Origin of the sequence: Streptomyces sp. NPDC088116, from assembly GCF_044741745.1 — a bacterium.
Classification (GTDB): domain Bacteria; phylum Actinomycetota; class Actinomycetes; order Streptomycetales; family Streptomycetaceae; genus Streptomyces.
This window is the reverse complement of the sequence record NZ_JBIUTF010000006.1, coordinates 1-19,847: the sequence shown is the minus strand read 5'-3', so window position 1 is coordinate 19,847 and position 19,847 is coordinate 1. Positions and strand designations below refer to the sequence as shown.

General features: G+C 70.5%; 4 protein-coding genes and 1 pseudogene. All 5 read left to right on the top strand.

The features are described from left to right. Window positions 1–27: 27 nt before the first annotated feature. Window positions 28–8,364: pseudogene (locus ACIOJD_RS23880) on the top strand (HAD-IIIC family phosphatase); the annotation flags it as partial. Further along, the gene (locus ACIOJD_RS23875) at window positions 8,361–10,910 is read left to right on the top strand and encodes a thioester reductase domain-containing protein (RefSeq protein ID WP_401917156.1); all 2,550 of its coding nucleotides are present in this window, start codon (window positions 8,361–8,363) and stop codon (window positions 10,908–10,910) included. The pseudogene ACIOJD_RS23880 and the gene ACIOJD_RS23875, both read left to right, overlap by 4 nt. Then, entirely contained in the window at window positions 10,907–12,022 is a 1,116-nt protein-coding gene (locus ACIOJD_RS23870; RefSeq protein ID WP_401917153.1) for an alpha/beta hydrolase, read from the top strand. Before ACIOJD_RS23875 ends, ACIOJD_RS23870 begins: the two co-directional genes overlap by 4 nt. 648 nt (window positions 12,023–12,670) lie before the next feature. Beyond that, entirely contained in the window at window positions 12,671–13,963 is a 1,293-nt protein-coding gene (locus ACIOJD_RS23865) for a sulfotransferase family protein (protein ID WP_401917150.1), read from the top strand. 96 nt (window positions 13,964–14,059) lie between these two features. Next, the coding region (locus tag ACIOJD_RS23860) for a type I polyketide synthase (RefSeq protein WP_401917147.1) at window positions 14,060–19,847 on the top strand (5,788 nt) is incomplete at its 3' end.

Here is a 19,847-nt window from a genome sequence, read left to right as displayed (position 1 = left end):
CTCAAAGCCGCCGGCCAGCAGCGCTTCGAGCCGTTGGCGATCGTAGGCATGAGCTGTCGGCTCCCGGGCGGTGTGTCCACCCCCGACGGGCTGTGGGATCTGGTGGCCGGGGGTACGGACGCGATCGACGACTTCCCGCACGACCGTGGCTGGGACATCGACGGGATCTACGACCCGCATGTGGCGCGCGAAGGCAAGACGTACACCCGCCGGGGCGGATTCCTGCACGACGCCGGTGAGTTCGACCCGGTGTTCTTCGGGATCTCGCCGCGTGAGGCGCTGGAGATGGATCCGCAACAGCGGCTGGTGCTGGAGACCACCTGGGAGGCCCTCGAACACGCCGGCATCGACCCGCACTCTCTGAAAGGCTCTCGGACCGGAGTCTTCGCCGGGTCGATGTACCACGACTACGGGCCCGGGAACACCGTGGGCAGCGTCGTCTCGGGACGGGCGGCGTACTCGTTCGGCTTCGAGGGGCCCGCGCTGACGGTGGATACGGCGTGTTCGTCCTCGCTGGTGGCGTTGCATCTGGCGGGCCGGGCACTACAGGCCGGGGAGTGCGATCTCGCGCTGGCGGGCGGGGTCAGCGTGCTCGCGACGCCCCGCATGTTCGTGGAGTTCTCGGGTCAGCGTGGGCTTTCGGCGGACGGGCGCTGCAAGGCGTTCGGGGCCGGGGCGGACGGCACCGGCTGGGCCGAGGGCGTGGGCATGCTGGTGGTCGAGCGGCTGTCGGACGCGCGCCGCCATGGTCATCAGGTGTGGGCGGTGATCCGGGGCAGTGCGGTCAACCAGGACGGCGCCTCCAACGGCCTGACCGCCCCCAACGGCCCCGCGCAGCAGCGGTTGATCCGTCAGGCCCTGTCAGCGGCGGGGCTGTCGGGTGCCGAGGTGGACGCGGTGGAAGCGCACGGGACCGGTACGACGCTGGGCGACCCGATCGAGGCGCAGGCGATCCTGGCGACGTACGGACAGGATCGCCCCGAGGAACAGCCGCTGTGGCTGGGGTCGTTGAAGTCGAATGTCGGGCATACGCAGGCCGCCGCCGGTGTGTGCGGGGTCATCAAGATGGTGCAGGCGATGCGCCACGGTGTGCTGCCGAGGTCCCTGCACGTGGACGAGCCGTCCCCGCACGTGGACTGGACACAGGGAAACGTGTCCTTGTTGAACGAGCCGGTGTCCTGGCCGGTCACCGGGCGTCCGCGCAGGGCGGGGGTGTCGGCGTTCGGTGTGTCCGGGACCAACGCACACGTCATCCTCGAAGAGGCACCGTCCCCCGACGAGGCGCCGAGGACCCGGGACAGCCGGACAACGGGACGGGTGCCGTGGGTGCTCTCGGCCAGGACGGCGACCGCCCTGCGCGGACAGGCGGCCCGGCTGCTGCGACGGGTCCGCGAGAACCCCGCCCCGGACCCGCTGGACATCGGATTCTCCCTGGCCACCGGGCGGGCCGCACTGGAACACCGCGCCGTCGTCCTCGGCGACGACCGCGATCGCCTCGTCACCGCGCTGACCGCGCTCGCCGAGGACACGGTCACACCCGACGTCGTCACCGGCACTGCCACCGGGGCGCCCCAGGTGGCCTTCGTCTTCCCCGGCCAAGGCGCACAGTGGGCGGGCATGGGCCTTGAACTGCTGGACTCCTCACCCGTGTTCGCCGCCCGGATGGCCGAATGCGACCAGGCACTGGGCGCCCACACGCGGTGGTCCCTGCTCGATGTCGTACGAGGCGTCGAGGGCGCGCCTGAGCTGGACCGGGTGGACGTGGTGCAGCCGGTGTCGTTCGCGGTGATGGTGTCGCTGGCCGCGATGTGGCGCTCGCTCGGGGTGGAACCCGCCGCGGTCGTGGGACACAGCCAGGGAGAGATCGCGGCCGCCTGCGTGGCCGGCACGCTGCCACTTGACGACGCGGCCCGCGTCGTGGCCCTGCGCAGCCTGGCGATCACTCGGCTGTCCGGCCAGGGCGGCATGCTGTCGGTACGGCTGCCCGCCGAGCAGGTACAGGCCCGCAGCGCGGCCTGGGGCGAACGCCTGTCGCTCGCCGCGGTCAACGGGCCCGGCTCCACCGTCGTCTCCGGCGACTCCGAAGCCATCGACGAACTGCTCGCCGCCTGCCGGGAAGACGGTGTACGAGCCCATCGGGTCAGCGTCGACTACGCCTCGCACTGCGCCCATGTCGAACGCGTCCAGGCCGAACTGAGCCAGGCCCTCGGCACCCTGTGGCCCCGGCCCGCCGACATCCCGTTCTACTCCACGGTGACCGGCGAACTGCTGGACACCACCGTGCTCGACGCCGGGTACTGGTACCAGAACCTCCGGCAGACCGTCGAGTTCGAGCAGGCCGTCGTGGCGCTGCTCAAGCGGGGCATCGAAGTGTTCGTCGAGGTCAGCCCCCATCCGGTGCTGGCCGTGGGCGTGCAGGAGAGCATCGACGCACAGGCCGCGCGGGCCAGGACCGTCGGCACCCTGCGCCGCGACCAGGGCGGTCTGGACGAGGTCGCCGCCGCCGCGTCCGAGCTGTTCGTCGCGGGCGTGCCGGTGGCATGGCCCGCGCTGCTGCCCGGCGGCCGCCGCACCGACCTGCCCACTTACGCGTTCGAACGGCAGCGGTACTGGCTGCCCGCCCGGAACACGGCTCCGGACGCCGGCGCGCTGGGCCAGACACCGGTTGAGCACCCGCTGCTGGGGGCGGCGCTGCCGCTGGCCGAGGGCCGGGGCGTGGTACTGACCGGACGCCTCTCGCTCGCCTCCCATCCCTGGCTCGCCGACCATGCGGTCCGAGGCCTCGTCCTGCTGCCGGGCACCGCCTTCGTGGAACTGGCCCTCCGCGCGGCCGACACCGTGGAGTGCTCCCACGTACGAGAGCTGGTCCTGGAGGCGCCCCTGGCCCTGCCCGAGCAGGAGGCGGTACTGATCCAGGTGACCGTCGGCCCCGGAACACCGGACGGCGCCCGCACGGTCACCATCCACTCCAGCCCCCAGCGCCCCGACGGCGCGGTGGAGTGGACCCGCCACGCCACCGGCACCCTCACCGGCGAACCTCCCACGGCGGATGCCGCGAACGCCGTACACCACGTGGAGGGCGTCCACGACGAGGTCTGGCCTCCGCACGACGCGGTCGAGCTGCCGGTGGCCGACCTGTATCCCTCGCTGGCCCGACTCGGCCTCGAATACGGGCCGGCGTTCCGTGGAGTGACCGGCGCCTGGCGCCGGGGCGAGGACATCTTCGCCGCGGTCACCCTGCCGGGACTCCTGTGGGAGGACGCACAGCGTTTCGGCGCCCACCCCGCCCTGCTGGACGCCTCGCTGCACGCCGCCGGCCTGGGCGGGCTCTTCGGCGCCGAGGACGCGGAGCGGACCCGGCTGCCGTTCTCCTGGAGCGGTGTCACTCTCCACAGCCGGGGCGCAAGCTCCCTCCGCGTCGGGATCACCCCGGCCGGCCCCGACACGCTCGCCGTCCGGCTGGCGGACACGAACGGCGCACCGGTCGCCTCCATCGACGCCCTCCTCATACGCCCCATCACCCAGGAACAACTCGCCTTCGCACGGAGGACCGACGCCGACCGCGCGGCGCTGCTGCGCGTCGACTGGAGCCCGCACACCCCGACCGGGCCCCGCCCCGGCGCAGCCGAGCTGGCCTTCGTCGCCACCGGACCCCAGCAGTCCCCTCCCGGCGTGCGCGCCCACACGTCCGTCACCGACCTGATCGACGCCGTCCGCGCCGGCGCTCCCGTCCCACGCGCCGTACTCCTCGCCGTCCCCTCCCCGAACGGTACGGACATGCCGTCCCGGACACGCGAGACGGTGCACAGTACGCTCCGGGCACTGAAGCAGTGGCTGTCCGAGGAGGCGACGACGGCCTCCCGGCTGGTCGTGCTGACTCGGAACGCCGTCAGGACCGGGCCCGGCGGGGGAGAGCTGACGGTGTCGCAGGCCGCGGTCTGGGGACTCGTACGAAGCGCGCAGACGGAGAACCCGGGACGGGTCACCGTCATCGACCTGGACGCTTCCACCGCCCTCGGCGACGGCGTACCCGGTCACGGCGATGCCACCGGCCCGCGCTCGGCCTTCGCCTCGGACGCCGGCCCGGACGGGGTCCCCGCACCGCTGCTGGACGCGCTGGCCGCGGGCCTGCCGCAGATGGCGATCCGGCAGGGGCGGCTCCTCGTCCCCCGGCTGCGCCGCCAGGACAAGGAGACCGTGTCCGGAGGGCGCACGGCTTCGGTGGTGTCCCGGCTGGGCGGCGGCACGGTACTGATCACCGGCGGAACCGGTGGTCTGGGAGCCGCCCTGGCCCGGCACCTGGCCGGGGCGGGCGTGTCCCGCATGCTGCTGCTGTCCCGGAGGGGCCCGCAGGCTCCCGGTGCGGCAACGCTGCACGAGGAACTGACCGCCGCAGGAACCCAGGTCACCATCCGGGCCTGCGACGTCGGCGACCGCGAACAGCTCCGCACCGCGCTCGACTCCGTCCCCGCCGGACATCCCCTGACCGCGGTCGTCCACGCCGCCGGAACGCTCGACGACGCGGTGATCGGCTCCCTCACCCCGGCGCACGTCGACACGGTCCTTCGGCCCAAGGCGGACGCCGCATGGCACCTGCACGAACTCACCGCCGGCCAGGACCTCTCCGCGTTCGTGGCGTTCTCCTCGCTCGCCGGCCTCATCGGAGGATCGGGCCAAGGCAACTACGCCGCCGCCAATGTGTTCGTCGACGCCCTGATGCAACACCGCCGCGACGCCGGGCTGCCCGGTCTCTCCCTGGCCTGGGGACTGTGGGCCGAGCGGACCGGGCTCACCGGACAACTCGACGACGCCGACATCCAGCGGCTCAGCCAAGGCGGCATGACGGCACTCACGACGCAGGACGGCATGTCTCTGTTCGACGCCGCCCTCACCGGTACCGGACAGCGACCGGACCCCGGGGAGGACGCGGTGGTGGCCGCTCTGGCACTCGACATGCCGACCCTCCGCGCCACCAGGACCGAATTGCTCCCCCCACTGTTCACCAGCCTCCTCCCGCCCCGCAGGAGCCCTGTCGACCAGCGCCCCGCGCAAGACCGCCCCGAACCCCGCTCGGCCTCCGGCTCCCGGCCGCACGTCACGGAGCGGATACGACAGCAGGTCGCCGGACTGCTCGGCTTCGACGCCGACCGGATGGACATCACCGCCCCGCTCACCAGCCTCGGCCTGGACTCGGTGACGGCCATGCGCACCCGGGGCCTGGTGGAGGCGGACTCCGGCCGGGCCCTGCCCATCGCCCTCCTGCTCGGTGGGGCGAGCGTCACGGACATCGTGGACCAGGTGTTCGACGGTCGGACCGGAACACCGGACGACCGGCCCCCCGCACTCACGTCCGGATCCAAGACGCCCGCTCGCCCGGACCGTATCGGACCGCTCACCCCGGACGCGGACGGCACCGTCCGGTGCCCGGCGACCCGCGACGTCATGCGGCTCCTGCGCGCTGAGCAGCAGGGCACCCCGGGCGTCACCCACAACATCGGCTTCGCCGTCAGACTCGCCACGGCAGCCACGAGGAACCGGCTCACCGAGGTGCTCGGCGCCGTCGCCGCCCGGCACGCGGCCCTGCGCACGGCGATCGTCGCGGACCCCGAGCACGGCTTCCAGCTGACGGTCGGGCCGAGCCCGTCCGGCACACTGCTGCGCTGGTCGGCCGTCGACGCGGGCACGGACGCGGACGCACGGCTGCGCGAGCTGCTGGAGCCGCCGTTCGACCTCGCGGTGGCGCCACTGTGGCGGTTCGAACTGCTGGAATACGCCTCAGGGGAGCAGGTGCTCCTCTACGGGGCGCACCACGCGGTCTCCGACCTGCCGTCACTCGTCCTCGTGGCGGCCGAGATCGGCGCCGGACTCGCCGGCGGGCAGCTGTCCGCCACGCCCTCGCTGGACGACATCGACCGGCTGCTCCTGGCACAGGCGGTACAGCAGGACGTCGGCCCGGACGCGGCGGCGGCGCGTCCGCCCGAGTGGTTCTCCGGGGCCCGCAGGCTGGACCTGACCCTCGCGAAGCCCCGGCCCCCGGTGCGCACCTACCGGGCAGCGACCGAGTTCGTGGAATTCCCCGAAGGGCTGCACGAGCGGGTCGCCGCCGAGGCGGAACGGCTCGGGATCACACCGGCCGCCGTCTGGCTGGGCGTACTGACCGTGTTCCTCGCCCGGCTGAGGGAGCGCAGCCGGTTCGTGCTGGCCGTGCCCGTGGACACCCGGATGCACGCGGAGGCGCTCGACGCGGTCGGGTTCTTCGGCGTTCCGCTGCCGTTCCCCGCCGAGGCGGCCCCGGACGAACCGGTGGCCGATGTGCTGCGCCGGACGGACAGCCGTCTCGGCACGGCGCTGGAACAGGGCAGCACGTTCTTCGACACCATGTCCACGCTGGTCGCGGAAGGGCTGTACCGCGAGAACGCACCCCTGGTCGAGGTGTACTTCAACTACCTCCGGCCACGCGCCCTGAGGCTGCCGGGACTGGAGATCCTGCCCGCGAGCAACGGCTACTCGGACCTCGATCTGATGCTCACGGTGGCACCCGACCTGGGCCATCTGCGGCTCGACTACAACCTGGACATCCTCGACGGCCCGAGTTGCGCCCGGCTGGGCCGGGACTATCTCGGCCTGCTCGCCGAAGTGACCGGTCCAACGACGCCGGACACGGTCGGCGGACTTCAGGTGGCGACAGACCCGGCCGACGCGCCGCACGCGGCCAGGAGCGCGGTCGGCGTCCCTGCGGCGGACACCGCGTCCGGTACGGCACCCGCATCGGTGGCGCTGGCCGCCACCTTCGCCCTGGGCAACCTGTCGGGGCTGCTCGGCCTCGCCCTCGACGACACCGGGCTCACCGTCACCGAAGCGCCCTATCACCAAGTGCTGGCGAGCCTGCACGACCCGTCCGGGGCCCTTTCGGCGCCGTCGACCGCAGCTGCCGTCGTCCTGCTGCGCGCCACTGACCTGGGGCGTTTCGGCGAGGTAAGTGACGAACTGCTCGCGCGGCTGGGCGAGGAATACCCGGCGGCGCTGCGATCGGTGGCCGAACGCACCGGGAAGCCTTTGATCGTCGGCTTCCTGCCCACCCGCTCGGCCGAGGACAGGTTCCGCGACTGGGAGGAGCGGGTGATGTCCCGGCTCCGGGAACACCCCGGGATCGCGGTACTGGGACCGGACAGCTTCAGGCGCGACGACTGTGCCGACAACCCGTTCGACGTCCGGACCGACGACCTGGCGCATCTGCCGTTCGGGATGGAGTTCCAGGCGGCGGTGGCGCTCGCCCTCGCCGAGCTGGTCCGGGCCGTGCGCCGTACCCCGCCCAAGGCGATCGCGGTGGACGGCGACGAGACCCTGTGGAGCGGCATCGCCGGGGAGGACGGGCCGGAGCACGTCGACCTCACCGGGGCCCGCGCCCTGCTGGCCCGCCGTCTGCTCGAATGGCGCGCCGCCGGGGTGCTGCTGGTGCTGGTCTCCAACAACGACGAGGCCACCGTACGTGCCGTGCTCGACCGGTCCGACAGTGTGCTGGGCACCGAGCACTTCAGTGTGATCTCCGCCGGATGGGGACCAAAATCCGCGCGTGTCAAGGCGGTCGCGGAGGGGCTGGGACTGGGCCTGGACACATTCCTGTTCCTCGACGACAACCCGGCCGAGATCGCGGGCATGCGGTCCGCGCTCCCCGAGGTGCTCTGCGTCACCTGCCCGCCTGCGGCGGATCTGACGGACTTCGTGACCCGGCTGTGGCCCGTCGCCCCGCGCCCGGTGACGCGGGAGGACGCCGCTCGGGCGGACTTCTACGGCCAGGAGAAGGTGCGCGAGGAGGAACGCTCCCGGACCGGCTTCGCCGACTTCCTCGAACAGCTGAACCTGGAGCTGGACTTCGAGCCCCTCTGCGGAGCCACGCTGGAGCGGTCCGTCCAACTGACCAGGCGCACCAACCAGTTCAATCTCCGTCCCTCGGTGGTGGACGGGACCGCGCTCACGCGCTGGCAGCAGGGCGGCGAGGTATGGACCGTACGGGCACGGGACCGCTTCGGTGACTACGGGCAGATCGCCGTCCTAGCCGTCCGCCCTGGCGGCGAGGCGCTCGAGATCCTGGGCTGGATGATGAGCTGCCGGGTCCTCGGCCGCGGCGCCGAGGAACGGATTCTCGGCTGGCTGGCCGACCGCGCCGAGGCCCTGGGCTGCCCGGCCGTGCGCCTGATCGCCGAACACACACCGCGCAACGTCCCGGCGCGGCGCCTGGTCGCCGCTCTGGACGGCGGCGCGGATCCGGAGGCACCCCGGCTGGATGCGGTGGTCCGCCTGGACCGGCTCCGGAATTTCCGCTCGTGGGACGCCACTTCGAACGCCATGGAGACAACCCCGTGAATTCAAGCCCCGGCACAGGCGGCCATGTCCCGGCCCGCAACCACGACATCGACCGGCAGTACGAGGGCGAGCTGCTCGACGGCGCCGCCCGCGGGGCGGCCGCGGTCGCCGGACTCCTGGCCCGCTTCCAACCGTCTTCCCCGGCACCGGGGAAGCCCGACAGCGACACGAACGGCTCGTCGGACAGCGCGGCGGTGTGGAGTCTCGAACAGCTCGCCATGGCCATCGTCTCCAAGGCCACCGGCTTGCTGGGCGGCAAGGAGATCGACGCCGAGACGGACCTCTTCGACGCCGGCGCCACCTCGGTGGACGCCGTCCAACTCGTCGCCCTGCTCGACCGTGATCTTGACGTCCGGCTCAGCCTGGACGACGTCTTCGCCGACGCCAGGCCCCGCCGCCTCGCCCAGCGTTGGCTCGGCGGCGTGGCGAAACGCTCGCTGCCCGACTCCTCCGTGCTGCCCGACTCCTCCGTGCTGCCCGCCCCCTCCGTGCTGCCCGCCCCCTCCGTGCTGCCCGACCCCTCCGAGCTGCCCGCGGCCTCCGGTGCCCCCGGACCCCCCGCTGTCTCCGCGCCGTCCCCCGCCGCCACCACGACGGCACCGCCGGACACCGGACTCGCGAGCGCCGGCCCCGACGCGCCGGACGAGAACCTGTCAGCGCCCGGCGACACGGCCGAGGAACTGGCCCTCATCACGGCCGACCTGGCACGCGCCGACCTTCTCCCCTGGTGCAGCAGCGACCCCGAACCGGTCCCGCCCCGCCGCGTCCTGCTGACCGGTGCCACCGGCTTCCTCGGCGGCCACATGCTGCTCGACCTGCTGCGGCACAGCGACGCACACGTCGTCTGTCTGGTGCGCGGGGACAACGAGCAGGACGCGGAACGACGCCTCGCCGAGGGCCTCGCCAGTTTCTCGCTCCCGTGGTCGCCCGAGATCCGACGGCGGGTCACGGTTCTGCCCGGCGACATACGCCGGCCCCGGCTCGGGCTGCGGGACGAACAGTGGAACCTGCTCACACGCGAACTCGACTCCGTCGTCAACGTGGCGGCGGCCGTGGACTTCATGCGCGGCTACCCGTCGCTTCGCCGGACCAATGTTCTCGGTGCGCTCACCCTCGCCGAACTCGCGATGACCGGACGCTCCAAGCCGATGCACCACATCTCGTCGGTCGCCGTGTTCAACGAGATCGGCATCGCGTCCATGGGCGAGGACGATCCCGTGGCACATGTGGACCAGTTGGTCGCGGGGTACGACAAGGCGAAGTGGGCGGCCGAGGCGGCGCTCAGGAGGGCCCGCGAGCGTGGTCTGAAGGTGACGTTCCTGCGCCCCGGCGGCATCGTGGGCCACACCCGCACCGGCGCCTACAACCCGCACGACATCAGCTCGGGCCTGGTCTCGGTCATGTCCCGCTATCGCACCATGCCCGCCGCGCGCTACCTGAACGTCGCCCCGGTGGACTGGGTGAGCCGTATCGCGGCCGCCGTGATCTGCGAGCCCAGCGGCTGGGGTCAGAACTACCACCTCGCCGGGCGGCCGAACACCCTCACCGAGATGGTCCGCGACATGGAACTCGGCGGTCTGAACGTCCAAGTGCTGGAGTGGAACGAGTGGCGCGAGGACTTCCTGGCCCGCAGCGAAGCCGAGCCTGTCGCCGAACTGGATTTCCTGGTCCGGGTGATGCGCAACCCCGCCGCCCAGAAGCTCTGCGAGGCCACCCTCACGGGCCCGGCGGCGACGAGCGAGCGCACCGAGGCGTTCATCGCCCGGCACAAGCTGCCACCGGCCACCCGCTACGACGCGAAGGCCCAGCTGAAGAACTACGAACGGATGGCCCGCGACGGCCGGGTGATCCTGCCCAGCCGCGACGACCCGCCGTACCTGTGGTTCCCGGAAACCATGCGCGGCAGGCTGGGTCCGCTGGACGGCTCACCGGACACCCGCTGCGTTTTCGCGCTGACCCTGTCGATCGCCAGCATGTACCAGCTTGTGGAACACCGCACGATCCACGTACGCGGCACGGTCTCCTGCCCCCGTCTGCACGAGGATTCGCTGATCGTGGACGACGGCGAGATCCTCGTACGCCCCGACGAAGGAGTACCCCACCGGCACGGTATGGACCATCCCCTGCTGCGCTATCGCCTCGCCCTGCGCGACCGCGACGGCAACGGCTGGTGGCTGGAGGGCTGGAAGACAGCCCGCGCACGCCGCGACTACTGGAAGCAGGCTCGCACCCTCTCCGTCCGGGTCGGCCGCGAGGGCGAACCCGCGAGCCTGGCCGGAATGATGCGGGTGCCCGGCAAGAGCTATATGCGTGAGCAAATCGACGGCATCCGGGTCAACCCCGATCTGTCGATGCAGGAACAGCGAATTGCCAAGCTCACCTGGCTGACCTGGTTCGGCACACAGATGGGCCAGGGGCTGCTGGAGCCCACCCTGCGCGTCGGCGCCGAGTTGCTCGATCTGCGCCGGGACGCCATCGACCGCGACAAGGACAGGTTCCAGGCCAAACTCAAGAAGCTGGAAAAGGACAGGAAGCGACTTCAATGACACTGCGACCGCTCTACGCCCCGCTGGACCGCTTCACCATCGAGGAGATCCCGTTCCAGGCATCCGACGGTACGGAACTCGGCCTGTGCAGGGTGGTCGCCGACCCCGTCGACGACGACGGCACCGACCGTCCCGCGGTCCTGCTCCTGCACGGCCTGACCGCCTCGGCCGACCTGTTCGTGCTCCCCGAGACCCGCAACCTCGTGGACGTACTGCTCGACGCGGGCTACGAACCATGGCTGCTGGACTGGCGGGGCAGCTGCCGCCTGCCGCACAACGAGGCCCGCGTCCGGTACACCTTCGACGATGTCGCGCTCTACGACATCCCGGAGTCGGTGGCGTACATCCGTGGCCGCATCGATGGGCGCCCACTGTTCGTGGTCGCCCACTGCCTCGGAGCACTGCCCCTGGCGCTGAGCATGACCGGAGGGCTTGTGCCGGACCTGGCCGGCGTGGTGGCCCAAGGGGTGTTCATGACACCGAAGGTCTCCGCGAGCACGCGGCTGCGGCTCCACCTCGGCGGCGAGCTGATCCGCTCCCGCTGGGCCCATCTCCCGATCGACTTCACCAAGGTGGGGCTCCGCTCCCGCTACACCCCGGTGTTCGCGCTGGCGTCCCTCTCCGCCGACGACTGCGACGACCCCACCTGCCAGATCCTGCACAATTCCGCCTGGGGCACGGGCGCATCCCTCTACATGCACGAGAACCTGCACAAGACCACCCACGACCGGCTGGCCGAATTGTTCGGCACGCTGCCCACCTGGGTACTGCCGCACCTCCGGCGTATGGAACTGGCCCATACGGTGATGCGCTGGAACCCGGCCGACCGCCGCTACGGCCAACTACCCGAGAACGCCCTGGACAACGCCGACCGTATCGACTGCCCGGTCCTGCTCCTCGCCGGCAGCGACAACAAGATCTGGCTCGACTCCAACGAACTCTGCTACGACATCCTCTCCAGCCGCCATCCGGACCTCGACGTCCGCTACGTCGAGGTCCCCGGCTACGGCCACATGGACCCGATCATCGGCCGCGGCGCCGCCCTGGACGTGTTCGGCCACATCATCAACTTCCTCAACGAAAGGTCTGTCACGCCGACCCGGCAGCCGTGAGTCCTGACGTGGAGGCCGCGGTGCGCAGGACGGCGTTCGGGGCGCGTCAAGGATTAACCGGTACGTCATGTATCCGGACCTGGTCGGCGGCCAGTTCCGCATCGCGCGCCGGTTCAGATCCCGGTCGGCCTTGACGAACGCCGGCGCGTCCAGCACCGATCGCTGCGCGGACGTCGCCTCCAACTCGGCGTTCCGACCGGACAGGCCCTGATCCCCCGGCTGCCCGCTGACCGTGGCTGGATCCTCGTGTCCATCCCACGCGGTCCGCGTCCAACGCGTGGGTTCATACCGCGCGAGGCAACAGGTTTGGCGCTCGCACCACAGGGCGGCGCCACATGCGCGTAATACTGACCCGAGACCGGAACGTGATACGGACAGGAGCCCGTGATGTCCGCGACGACGATTGCATCGAAGCGTGAATCCGCCCACGCGGCACCGCTGTCCCACGGTAGGAGGGCGGCTCGCGAGCAAGACGGTTTCTAGAACCGGCCGGATATTGAGTCAGCCCACCTCGGCGTGCGGTCCGCGCACGCCGCGTTTCAACGCGCCCGGCGCTGCCCGGTTTCCGCGGGGCGATCCGGCCTTCGTTCTTCTCATCGAGCTTCCCCCGCTCTCCGTAGATGACGGCCCGAAAGGCAGTTGAGGTCCATGCGTTCGGATGCGACAAAGAGCAGTTCTTCGCCGAGGACGGCCCCACCCATTGGCGGATACCGGCTGCCGTGGCTGATCCGTTCGGTCAACCGGTTGCTCGATCCGGCCGGAAACCGGTTGTGGCCCGTCGAGGCAGCCGAACTCGCCGACCGGGCCCGCGCAAAAACCGGACTGACGGATTTCGGTGATATCGCTCCTTTCGAGGAGCCGCTGGAGATTCTGTGCCGTTCGGCCAACCAGGAGGTCGACCTCAGCGCTTTCGGCCGCCTGATGGTCCGACGGCTGCTCACCCAGCCGATGGTCCACCGGCTGCGGCTGACCGAACTCGCGGCCAAGCGCCCCGAATTGTTCGAAAAGCCGGTCTCCGCACCACTGTTCGTGGTGGGCATGCCCCGGAGCGGCACCACGTTTCTGCATCGGACGATGGCACGCGACCACGCCTGGTACCACATGCCCTTCTGGGAATCGCTGGAGCCGATCCCGGCCGGCGGCACCTCGCGCGGCAGTGGGCCCGACCCGCGCGTACGGACGGGCGAGCGGTTCGTGCGTGCCATGTCCTGGACGTTCCCCGGATTCGTGGACAGCCATGAGATAGCCAACGACGAGCCCGAAGAGGAAATGCCGCTGCTGGACGCGGCGCACGTGTCGCTCCAGTTCGGTTTCGGCTATTTCCCGGAATACGCACGGTGGTACACCGAGGCCGACCACTCCGGCGGGTACCGGCTGCTCCGGCAGTACCTCCAGGCCATGCAGGCCGACCGGCCGGACGGTGGCCGCTGGCTGCTCAAAACGCCCACACACCTGGAAATGCTGCGCCCCCTGGTGACGGTGTTCGACGACGCGACGGTGGTGCAGACCCATCGCGACCCGATCTCCTCCCTGGTCTCTCTCGCCGCACTGAGCACGTTCTCGACCGGAATGCTGTTGCGGAACCCCGATCTGCACCACATCGGCGGACTGTGCGCCGACTACATCGAGCGAGCCCTTCGTTCGATGGTGGACTACCGCGACAGTGCCGAGGGAATCGCGAACAAGGACCGGTTCGTCGACGTCTCCTTCGGCGAACTGGTCGGCGATCCGATCGGCACGGTGACCCGAATATCCTCGGCGGTGGGCCACGAACCGGACGACATCGCCATGGAAGAAATGCGCGCCTTCACTGCGAAAAAGGACGGACATCGCAGCAGGCAGCGCTTCACCATGGAGGACTTCGGGCTCGACAAGAACGAATTGCGTGAGCGGTTCAAGTTCTACTACGAGCGATTCGACGTGCCGATGGATCGCGCCTAGGCGCTCCTCCGAGCGATTCTCCGATGGCAGGGCCGGCCGGTGCCGCCGGCCGCCGCCATGTCCCCTTGTCACGAGTGGCTACCCGAGAGAACTCTGATGACTGATTCCTCTTTGGACCGGGGCCCGATCGCCGTTGTCGGTGTGTCGTGCCGATTGCCGCATGCCGCCGATCCGGCGGCCTTCTGGACCCTGTTGCGCGACGGCGTGGACGCGATCTCGACGACTCCCGCCACTCGTTGGGACGCTGCCGACGGCCCCGGTCCCGACGCCGATGGCACGGCGTTCGGGGGCTACCTGGAGGGCATCGACCAGTTCGACGCGTCGTTCTTCGGGATCTCGCCACGTGAGGCCGCCGCGATCGACCCGCAGCAGCGGCTGATGCTCGAGCTGAGCTGGGAGGCCCTGGAAGACGCCGGGATCGTCCCGGATCAGGTACGGGGCGCCGGCGTCGGTATGTTCGCCGGCGCCAACAAGGACGACTACGCGGCTCTCCTGCACCGCCGCGGGCTGGATGCGATCACCGCACACAGCAACACCGGTGTGCAGCGCGGAATGATCGCCAACCGCGTGTCGTACACGCTCGGACTGAGCGGCCCGAGCATCACCGTGGACACCGCGCAGTCGTCCTCACTGGTCGCCGTGCATCTCGCTTGCGAAAGCCTGCGCCGTGGGGAGTGTTCCAGCGCGATCGTCGGTGGCGTGATCCTCAATCTCAGCCCGCACGCCGCGGTCGAGCTGTCGAGGTTCGGCGGGTTGTCGCCGGATGGCCGATGTTTCACCTTCGACGCCAGGGCCAACGGGTTCGTCCGCGGTGAGGGCGGCGCCGTGGTGGTGCTCAAGCCACTGCGGCAGGCGCTGGCCGATGGTGACCAGGTGTACTGCGTGATTCGCGGGAGCGCGGTCAACAACGACGGCGTGAGCGACGGGCTGACCGTTCCCAGCGGTGCCGCGCAGGAAGAGGTCATCCGGCGCGCGTACGAGCAAGCCGGTGTGAACCCGGCCGAGGTGCAGTACGTCGAACTGCACGGGACCGGCACCCGGGTCGGCGACCCGATCGAGGCGGCCGCGCTGGGTGCCGCCGTGGCTGGGCCACGGCGTGCCCATGGCCCCCTGCGAGTCGGATCGGTCAAGACGAACATCGGCCACCTGGAGTCGGCGGCCGGAATCGCCGGCCTGCTGAAGGTGGTACTGGCGATCAGGCATCGCCGGATCCCGCCGAGCCTGAACTTCAGCGAGCCGAATCCGCGGATCTCGCTGACGGATCTGAACCTGCGCGTGCAGACGGAGACCGGTGCGTGGCCCGATGATGAGCGGCCACTGCTGGCAGGCGTGAGTTCGTTCGGCATGGGCGGTACCAACTGCCACGTCGTGGTGAGCGAAACGACCGGCCTCGACAGTGCCGAGGCACCGGTGGAGCCGGAGGACGTCCCCGCCGGTGGTGCCGTGCCGTGGCTGTTGTCGGCGAAGTCGGCGGAGGCGTTGCGGGAGCAGGCTGTCCGGCTGGGGCAGTGGGCCGCCGCCCGGCCGGAAAACGATCTGATGGCCGCGGGTCGTGCATTGGTGACGACGCGGTCGATGTTCGACCACCGCGCGGTCGTGGTCGCTGACGACGTGGCCGGGTTTGTCGCCGGGCTGCAGGACCTTGAGACTTCCGCGGCGGTGGTGCATGGTGTCGCGGTGCCGGCTGGGCTGGGTCCGGTGTTTGTGTTCCCCGGTCAGGGTGCGCAGTGGGTCGGTATGGGGCTGGAGTTGTGGGACACCGAGCCGGTGTTCGGGGAGTCGATGGAGCGGTGTGCGGCGGCGTTGGAGCCGTTCGTGGACTGGTCGCTTCGTGATGCTCTTGGTGATGCTGAGTTGCTGGCGCGGGTTGATGTGGTGCAGCCGGTGTCGTGGGCGGTGATGGTCTCCCTGGCCGAGCTGTGGCGCTCTGCTGGTGTGGTCCCGTCCGTTGTGGTGGGTCACTCGCAGGGCGAGATCGCTGCGGCTACCGCGTTTGGTGGGCTGTCGTTGGAGGACGGCGCGCAAGTGGTGGCCTTGCGTAGTCAGGCGATTGTGGCTCTGGCGGGTTCCGGCGGGATGGTGTCGGTTCGCGCCACGCTGGCTCAGGTCGAGGAGTGGATCGCTCCGTGGGCTGACTTGTCGGTGGCCGCGGTGAATGGTCCGGCACAGGTGGTGGTTTCGGGTGCCGCGGTGGCGTGTGACGAGTTCGTGGCCCGGCATGCCGGTGATGGTGTGCGGCGGATCGCGGTGGACTACGCGTCGCATTCGGCGCAGGTGGAAGCCATCGAGCAGCAGCTGGCAGCTGACCTGGCCGGGCTGGAACCGACCAGCAGCCAGGTGCCGTTCCATTCCACACTGGAAGCCGCACTGGTCGACACCGCGGGGCTCGACGGTGGGTACTGGTATCGGAATCTGCGTGAGCAGGTGCGTTTCGCCGAGGTGATCGAGGCGCTGGTGGCGGCCGGGCATCGCACCTTCGTCGAGGTGAGTGCGCATCCGGTCCTGGCGATGGCGGTCGAACAGGCCGGTGAGGGACTGACGGTCACCGGCACGTTGCGTCGTGATGACGGCGGCCGGGGCCGGTGGCTGCGGTCACTGGCCGGCGTACACGTCGCGGGTGTGCCGGTGGACTGGAGTACGCAGCTCGGCACCCAGACCGGTCCCCACACGATCGGCCTGCCGACGTATGCCTTCCAGCGGAAGCGGTACTGGCTGCCGGATGCGCCGGCCGTGGCTCCGGGCCGTGACACGTCTCCGGGCACCGAACTCGACGCGCTGCGGTACGAGGTGTGCTGGGCGCCGATCGGTCCCGTGCTGGACCGGGCACTGACCGGCCGATGGGTCGTGGCGGTACCGGCCCACCATCCGCAGGAGGACGCGGTCGGCCAGGTTGTCGCCGCGCTCTCGGAAGACCGGGACGAGTCCGTGCTCATTCGGGTGGACCCGGCCAGTCCGGAAACCGCCTTCGGGGACATGGAGCCGGTCGCCGGTGTGGTGTCGTTCCTGCCGCCTGACGTTTCCGCCGGCATGGTGTCCGGCGTTCCGGTGTGGTGCGTGGCAACCGGCGTGGCCGGTGGATCCCGGGAATCGTCGGGAACGGAGTCGGGAACGGAGTACTGGGACCGGCCTTCGGCCCCGGGCGGTGTCGGCGGCCGTCTCGAACTCCCTTCGGAGTGGGACGCGACGACCTCGCGCAGGCTGCGCGCCGTCCTGGCCGGTGAGTACGGTGAGGACCGCTTGGCCCTGCGCTCCGCCGGGGTGTTCGCCTGGCGGGTACGGTCCGCGCCGGTTCCGAGTGCGGCGCCGCAGCGCAACTGGCATCCCTCCGGCACCGTACTGCTGGCCGGTGGAGGCACCGGCCGCTCGGCCGAAGCGCTGGTCCGCTGGTTGGAGGGAAGCGGCGCGCGCGTCGTACGGGGCAGTGACCTGCCCGCCGAGCCGGACCTCTCGGCAGTCCTGTACCTGCCGGAACCTGAGGGCACGCCCGACGCCGACGCTCTCCGGCGGCTGCATGCGCAGAGTGCCGACCGCGAGTTGTCCGCGTTCGTGGTGGTGTCGCGTGCGAGTGCTCAACTGGGCCTGGATCCGGACTCGAACGGCCACGTCGAGGCGCTGATCCGGCTGCGCCGGGCGAACTCCCTGCCGGGCAACGTCGTGGCATGGCACGACGAGGACATGCCGTCGGTCGAGGGGATGCGCCCCACTGATTCCGCCCGCCAGATCGAGGCGCTGGTCAGCGCCGTCGAACACGACGACCCGAGCGTCGTGTTCGCCGATCTGAGCAGTGACCTGCGAGACACCATGGTGGACGGCCCACGCCGCGATGAGCGTCGGCGCGGTCGTACCGGAGCCGTTGCCGCGCCTGGCACTGCCGCCAGCGAGTCGTACCTGCTCGACCTGGTCCGCACGCACGCGGCCGCGGTGCTCGGTCACGGCGGAGCACCGGACGTCGACGCCCATCGGAGCTTCCGGGAGCAGGGCTCGGATTCCTATATGGCTGTGGAGCTGCGCAACCGGCTCATCGCGGCTGTTTCTCTGGATCTGCCGACCACCTTGCTGTTCGACTATCCGACCCCCGCGCGGCTGGCCGCGTATCTGCACCGCCGTTTGTCAGGAGTGTCCGAGTCGGATCGGGCACCGGCCGGTGCGGTCTTGGCGGCGGATGAGCCGATCGCGATCGTGGGCATGGGGTGTCGTTTCCCGGGCGGCGTGGATTCGCCGGAGGCTTTGTGGGAGTTGCTGGCCGCCGGCGGGGAAGGCGTGTCGGAGTTCCCGGTTGACCGTGGCTGGGATGTGGAGGGCCTCTACGACCCGGACCGGCTGCGCCCGGGTACCTCTTACGCCCGGCACGGCACGTTCCTGGCCGAGGCGGGAATGTTCGATCCGGAGTTCTTCGGGATCGGCCCGCGTGAGGCGACGGCGATGGATCCGCAGCAGCGGCTGGTGCTGGAAACAGCCTGGGAGGCGTTGGAGCGGGCCGGGATCGTGCCGGAGTCACTGCGTGGTTCGGACACCGGTGTCTATGTGGGTGTCGGCGGATCCGACTACGGTTCGGTGCTGGCGTCCGGTTCGGACGAGGTCGACGGACATGTGCTGACCGGCAATGCGGTGAGTGTGGCCTCGGGCCGGGTCGCCTACACGCTGGGCCTCGAAGGCCCGGCGGTGACGGTGGACACCGCGTGTTCCTCTTCACTCGTGGCGGCGCACCTGGCCGCGCAGGCGTTGCGTGCCGGCGAGTGTTCGATGGCGCTGGCCGGTGGTGTCACGGTGATGTCCACTCCGGACATGTTCGTGGAGTTTTCCCGCCAGGGCGGTCTGGCCGCCGATGGCCGGTGTAAGCCGTTCGCTGACGCGGCTGACGGTACCGGCTGGGGTGAAGGCGCCGGTGTGCTGGTGCTGGAACGGCTGTCCGATGCGCGCAAGCGTGGGCATCAGGTGCTGGCGGTGTTGCGTGGCAGTGCGGTGAATCAGGACGGTGCGTCGAATGGTCTGACCGCGCCGAACGGCCCCTCCCAGCAGCGGGTGATTCGTGCGGCGCTGGCGAGTGCGCGGTTGTCTTCGGCCGAGGTCGATGTGGTGGAGGCGCATGGCACCGGTACGCGGCTGGGTGACCCGATCGAGGCGCAGGCGCTGCTGGCGACGTACGGTCAGGACCGGCCGGAGGAACGGCCGTTGTGGCTGGGCTCGGTGAAGTCCAACATCGGTCATACCCAGGCCGCCGCCGGGGTGGCCGGGGTGATCAAGATGGTGCTCGCCATGCACCACGATGTGTTGCCGCGCACCTTGAACGTGGACGCGCCGTCGTCTCATGTGGACTGGTCGTCCGACACCGTGCAGTTGCTGACGGAGCCGGTGCAGTGGCAGGCCAATGGCCATCCCCGCCGGGCGGGTGTCTCGTCGTTCGGTATCTCCGGCACGAACGCCCATGTGATCATCGAGGAACCCGAACCGGTATCGGTAACCGAATCGGATGAGACCCCCGCAATTGGCGTGGTGCCGTGGCTGCTTTCGGCCAGGTCGCCGCAAGCCTTGCGGGATCAGGCGTCCCGGCTGGCCAGGTGGAGCGCCGAGCACCCGGAAACCGATCCGGTGGCGGTGGGGCGCGCGTTGACCACGACGCGCTCGGTGTTCGAGCACCGGGCAGCGGTGCTGGGCCAGGACCAGCACGCGCTGCTGGAGAGCTTGCGGGCATTTGCCGAGGACCGTCCGAGCGCAGGCGTGGTGACCGGGCAGGCAGGAGCTTCCCGGCTGGCGGTGGTGTTTTCCGGTCAGGGTAGTCAACGTCCGGATATGGGTTCGCAGTTGTCGGCTGCGTTCCCGGTGTTCGCCGAAGCCTTTGATGAGGTGTGTGCGGAGCTGGATCGGCATTTGCCGCGTCCGATCC

What these genes read in the sequence shown, in the direction of transcription:
- ACIOJD_RS23870 (WP_401917153.1), top strand. Translation starts at nt 10,907, where the DNA reads ATGACACTGCGACCGCTCTACGCCCCGCTGGACCGCTTCACCATCGAG.
- ACIOJD_RS23865 (WP_401917150.1), top strand. Translation starts at nt 12,671, where the DNA reads ATGCGTTCGGATGCGACAAAGAGCAGTTCTTCGCCGAGGACGGCCCCA.